6 protein-coding genes are annotated in these 5,474 nt (G+C 58.5%); 3 read left to right on the forward strand and 3 right to left on the reverse strand.

What is annotated here, in order from left to right; genetic code table 11:
* The 3 genes from EWE75_RS23600 to EWE75_RS25220 all read left to right on the forward strand — a co-directional run.
* Positions 1–427 (forward strand): tyrosine-type recombinase/integrase (locus tag EWE75_RS23600; protein ID WP_165388516.1); only part of this gene is annotated, 427 nt, incomplete at its 5' end.
* A 361-nt stretch (positions 428–788) separates the two neighbouring features.
* Positions 789–1,274, forward strand: coding sequence for a GNAT family N-acetyltransferase (locus EWE75_RS23605; protein WP_130160495.1), 486 nt, complete (start codon positions 789–791; stop codon positions 1,272–1,274).
* Positions 1,275–2,117: 843 nt separating this feature from the next.
* A complete protein-coding gene (locus tag EWE75_RS25220; protein ID WP_165388517.1) occupies positions 2,118–2,273 on the forward strand; it encodes a hypothetical protein in 156 nt (51 codons plus the stop codon).
* 117 nt (positions 2,274–2,390) lie between these two features.
* Here EWE75_RS25220 and EWE75_RS23610 read toward each other — a convergent pair whose 3' ends face one another.
* The 3 genes from EWE75_RS23610 to EWE75_RS25365 all read right to left on the reverse strand — a co-directional run.
* Complete coding sequence (locus EWE75_RS23610) at positions 2,391–4,028, reverse strand: family 43 glycosylhydrolase (RefSeq protein WP_130160496.1); 1,638 nt, start codon at positions 4,026–4,028, stop codon at positions 2,391–2,393.
* A gap of 790 nt (positions 4,029–4,818) precedes the next feature.
* The gene (locus tag EWE75_RS23615; RefSeq protein WP_130160497.1) at positions 4,819–5,235 is read right to left on the reverse strand and encodes a DUF4279 domain-containing protein; all 417 of its coding nucleotides are present in this window, start codon (positions 5,233–5,235) and stop codon (positions 4,819–4,821) included.
* Positions 5,219–5,474: hypothetical protein (locus tag EWE75_RS25365; protein ID WP_206364868.1), on the reverse strand; the 256-nt coding region annotated here is incomplete at its 5' end. The genes EWE75_RS25365 and EWE75_RS23615, both read right to left, overlap by 17 nt.

Here is a 5,474-nt window from a genome sequence, read left to right on the forward strand (position 1 = left end):
GTTCGACCTCGACAAGGCGATATGGTCGATCCCCGCATCGCGCATGAAGATGAAGGAAGCGCACGTCGTGCCGCTAGCACCTGCGGCTGTTAAGCTTCTGAGAGCCTCGCGCCAGCGCCGCCTTGAACTGCACGGAGCTGTGAAGCCGCAAAGCCTGTTGTTCAGTTCGCGTCGCGACAAGCCGATCAGCGACATGACGATGCTCAAGGTTCTGCGCGACATGAAGATCGAAGACGCGACGGTGCACGGCTTCCGCAGTACCTTCACCGACTGGGTAGCCGAATGCACCGACGTTCCGAAGGAGGTGACCGACAAGGCGCTTGCGCATCAGATCGCGAATGCGGTTGAAGCGGCGTATCGGCGCACTGATTTCTTCGATCGGCGACGGATCCTTATGAACGAGTGGGCACACTTTCTGGGCACTTGACGTAGTGGCGGCTTATGGGCCGACAGCGGAATGGCCGGTTTGGCGGAGGTAGACGACTGAATCGCCGACATCTCGGTGTAGGCAAGAAGCCCTTCGGCGGGAGTATTAGGACGCGGCGATCACTTTTCCTTTGGTCTGGCTGGGCTAGCCGCATCATTCGACGTCCGCTGGCGCGACGTTGTCAGCCTAATCGCTCCATCGACGGTAGCTCCTGAAATCGTGATTCCGGACTGGCGGCTCGCGCCCAACAAACGTCGTTCGAGAGCCCGATCGTCGTCGCTGAAAGCGGTCTTAGCCTTGGCAGGCATCGCTTGCACGAAATCAGATTGATCTTCCGAGCTAACAATCCACATGCATCGGTATGCAGATCGCAGTCAGACCAGCGACCATCGAGACGAGGCATGATTTTTCTTCGATAGTGGAGGACGCGAACGCTTGGCAGAAAGCACTTGGATCAGAGGGATGGACCCATCCTTTCGACGACGTTTGGATGCTCCCGCGCATCGAACGGGGTGAACTGTACCTGGCGTATGCGGGAGCTGCGCCGGTCTCCGCATTCCGCATTCTCTGGGAAGACCATCCGTTCTGGGACGATCGCGAAATCGGCGACAGCATCTATCTCCACACCTTTGCGGTCCAACGCAGCCGTGCAGGTCTTGGCATCGGTAGCGCGGTCATTGGCGAGGTAGTCAGGATGGGCCGTGAGCGCGGACGGGCCAACGTGCGGCTGGATTGCTTTAGGTCCAATACCCGGCTGATCGCATTTTACGAACGCAACGGGTTCGCCTCGGTCGGTCTCACGTCGATGATGGGGAAAGCTATGAACCTTATGGAACGAACGATTTGACCGGCAGCTATCTACGATCGCTATCCCTGAAAACTGTCCTGCGCGGGCTTCGGGAGGAAAAGCGGCTTGACGGCTCGCGCCCACAAACGGACGAAGACTGAGTTTCTCGTCATCGCCTATTGCGGACATTCGCCTGTCCATTAAGCCTGATGAAAATCTGGAGAGGATGCCATGATCGGCTTACTGGCACTTGCAGCAATATCTACAGCGGGATGCCCAGCCGAAAGGGCGCATTACGTTCTTCGTGGATGGCCCGACGTCACGGCATACTTCCGAGCCGTCGATAGTGGAGACGCCTGGCCGAGCGAACTGGCGTTGGCGATCCACTCGAAAAAATCGGGCAAGACTACTTGGTGGGTGCCTTGGCAGGGCGGAACGGACGGACGCACGAACATCGCATCTACCACAGATGTGTTGAAGCCTGACTGGCGTCCTCCTAATCCGGACGACGGCCCGCGTCCTCATGGCGATCGCCTATTTATCACTACAGATGCAGCCTACAATATCATGGAAGGCATCCCTCGGCGCGGTGAGCCTGCGCCAGTGCACATGCTCAATCCTGATGCCGGCGGATCGCGAGATGATATCTTCCCGGTCAGGCAGTTTTTTGACCTAGTTCATTGTTCAAGAGGCGGTCACTAACCAGCCCAGATCGCCTAAAGTGACTGTCGCCTCACCACCAATTTCCCCCGTTCCTGCCATTGATCGACACTACGTGCCTGAAGGCCAATCGGCAGAAGCCGCCCACGGTCGATAAATACAGGAGGCGTAGCTCTTCTAAGCCGCCCCTAGACAGTAGCGATCAGCGGTTCAAATTACCCCCATCGTCGTGCGGAGGTCGAAATGAGCTACCCGGAACTGAGTGACGAGCAACTTCTAGAGAAAGCCACGGTCGCGATCCGTAAGAAGGACAAGAAGGGTTCCCAGCCTTTTCTGGCCGAGTACGGCAAGCGCTCGTTGTCGAAGGTGAAGGCAAAGGTGGCAAATGATCCCGATTGATCCACGGTCAGTGTAGAACGGTTTTCTCCAGAAACTGACCGGCAATCAATAACCTGCCCGCAAAATTCTAACCGTCCGGTTGGCAGCTAACGCCCAACTTTGGACGTAAAATTTCGCCTACAACGCACGATACACGAACCGCCTAAAAGACACCTCGCCCGCGCCTGACGCGAAAAGTGCTGGCCGCAGGCTGAGGAGATCATCGATCGTGTTCGCGTTGTAACCGGTCACTTGGCTGCGCACACCGTGGCGCGTCCATTCTTTGTCGTCCAGGCTGTAATAAAAGGTGACGATCTGGCGATCATTGACGATTCGCATATGTATGTGGCGCGAAGGCGGGGCCGGTTCAGGCCAGTACGAGGCCTTGCCGCCGCGATAACTGGTCATACGCTTGCCATCGATGCCCATGCCAAGGAATAGGCGGTTGTTGAAGAAGAGCAGCAGCCCGCCCTCGCTTTCACCGCGCAGTGCAAGTTCGACGGTTATTTCGAATGAACGGTCGCCGACCTGCTGCGTCAGCACGGTTCCATCTGCGGCACTCCTACCCTTGCCCGCAAGGATCAACGCGCCGGGTTCGAAGCGGACACTTTCAGCGTCGTCGGGTGCGCTCGCATACAAGCTCCAGAGCCGACCCATATCTGCTTTGTTGAAAATCGAGGAATGTGGAAGGCCGTTTGGAACTGCTTGTCCGCCTGGTTTGCGCAAAGGTTTCGACAAGTCGCCACCAACCGCACGGAACCAACCATCCGCAGTCCACTCGATCGGCTCGAGCAGCGTTTGGCGCCCAAGTGTCTGATAGCCGTTCTCGAACCCGTGATAGACCATGAACCAATTTCCACCGGGACCTTCGACGCAAGTCGCATGGCCGCGTGACCACCAGCGTTCGCTAGCCGATCGCGTCCGCTGGATCGGGTTGTGAGGACAACTCTCCCAAGGGCCGTGGATCGTCTTCGATCGTGCAGCGACGATCATGTGGCCGGTGGGCGGGCCAGCAGTGCCGCCAACCGCGTTCACGAGGTAGAAATAGTCTCCCCGCCGGAACAGCTTCGGCCCCTCGGGAGAGTACGCTTCAGCGATCCAGTCGTCCGGATATTTCCAGGCGGTATAAGCGTCCTCGATCGGCCCTGCCGTTGCGAGGCCGTCGGCCGTGAGGCGCACCCGCTTGCCGCCATTGAAGAACAGGTAGCGATGGCCGTCCTCCCCGAGGACATGGCCCGGATCGATCAGGCCACCGATCTTGAGGTCGACCGGTTTGCTCCAAGGTCCGCGCATCGAGGGCGCGTGGATGACGAAGATGTTGGCGAAGTCGGCAAGACCCTTTGACCACGGCGCGCGCATGAAGGGAATGTAGATGAAATAGCGGCCATCGTGTTTGGCGATATCGACGGCGAAGCCGGTCCCCAATGGCTTGTCGAGCGCGGGTTCCAAAGGCCCCCAGTTCACCAGGTCGCGTGAGTGCCAGATCAACAGCCCCGGCGCCGCATCGAACGACGAGTGTGTCATGTAATAGTCGTCGCCATCCTTCAGCACAGAAGGATCGGGATAGTCGCCTGCCAATATCGGATTGAGGAAGCGGCCATCGCCCATGTCGGCCTTGCGCTGTCCCTCGATGCCGCGCGGCCATTCGAGCAGCGGCTGGCCGCATGACTCCTCTTGGGAGGCCGCATCGCGAACCGGGATCTGAGCGACGGCACGTGCCCCGACGAACAGAAGAGGTACAGTGGACGCCTTCAACACATCGCGTCTGTTAGCCATAACCTCTCCAGCATCTATTAGAATATATATTCTATATACACCTCACCGTGTGTCTGCCAACGCCCTAATTGCCGCCCATCCAACGGCCGCTTCCCACAACTTTTCACCGTTCTCAACCCCTTCGCGATCGGTGACGGCTCCCGCCCAATTGTCGCCGTTCCGGCTAATCCGCGCCGATCCTTAGGACACTACAACGACGGTAGGCTTTTCTTGGCGCCAACCCGCCGAGGTGCGGACGTAGCGAAATTCGGTATATCCCCCACATAGCCCTGAGCATTCGTACCGCATTGTGACCAAAGCCGTTTTCTTATCCGGAGAGAGGCGTGGCGGGTCGATCGAGAATATCTCAGCGGCTGGCGGACTGCTCTGCCCTGGAACGGGAACATGGGTGCTGGCTCGTGTGCGGGCCTCTTTATCGGCGACTGGATACCCTTCTGGAACAAATCGCCGGAGGGCGGGGCAAACGTCCAACAGGTCCTTTCGATTGGCATCGGCGCTAGCGTAATAGCTAGCGTAGCTGCGATTGACGTTAAAAGCAGGAAGGTCTTGAAGGGCGACGCGGCCAACCTGACAAACTTCGTCCAAGTTTGTCTGGCCTGGCGCGCTGGCAACGGCAGCCAAGGCAATCAGCAGCGTTAACATCCTACTCCTCCTCACACGCTCGGTCGTTGGCAACATCATCTATAACCAGTGCCTTCGTACGCAAAGCGGGCAGTCGCATCACCACCACTTTTCGCCCTTCTAAACCCCTTCGCGATCGAATGACGGCTCGCGCCCCATTTGCGGACGTTTAGTCAGGCTGATCCAAACCGTAGATGTCGAGGTCAATCAGCAACCCGCGCTCGCCGACGCGCAACAGCGTCTCAGACCGCAACATCAGACCTTCGTTTCCGCTGTCGAGAAACAGCCCACAGAATGCCCGGCCACGGTGTCGCTGTGAAAAGGATCGCCATGCAACCAGATCGTCCGACAAACCGTCAAGCAAGCCATTGATCTGGCCATCGAGATCACCCGACTCACAGTACTCGGCTTCGATCCTCCACGATCCAGTCACCGCCGTTTTCACCGCTCCTGACTTCGTTTTCCACACACCGCCCTTTCTTACGCCGACGGTAGGTTCGGCGCCCAACGCCCCCGTAATCTCTGTGGGGTCGAGATCATCACCGTAGAAACCAATCGTAGCGGCGGATTTATGCAGGATGCCCATAGCAACCTAATCGCATCAATTGATGCCCGCCGCTAGGAAGCGGATCGGCAGCTCTCCGCCAGTTTTCGCCGTTCTCGCCCCCTTCGCGATCGATTGGCGGCTCCCGCCCCACTGCACGAAGCCGCTGCGCGGCAGTGGTGTTGGCGGTGAGGTAGCGCGCCTGCGCTGAGGTTTGGCCCTGCGGGGGCGGCGGCAGACGATGGAGTTCCTTCAACGAGAGGAACTTCACGATGGCGATT

Origin of the sequence: Sphingomonas populi (genome assembly GCF_004208535.1) — a bacterium.
GTDB classification, from domain to species: Bacteria; Pseudomonadota; Alphaproteobacteria; order Sphingomonadales; family Sphingomonadaceae; genus Sphingomonas; species Sphingomonas populi.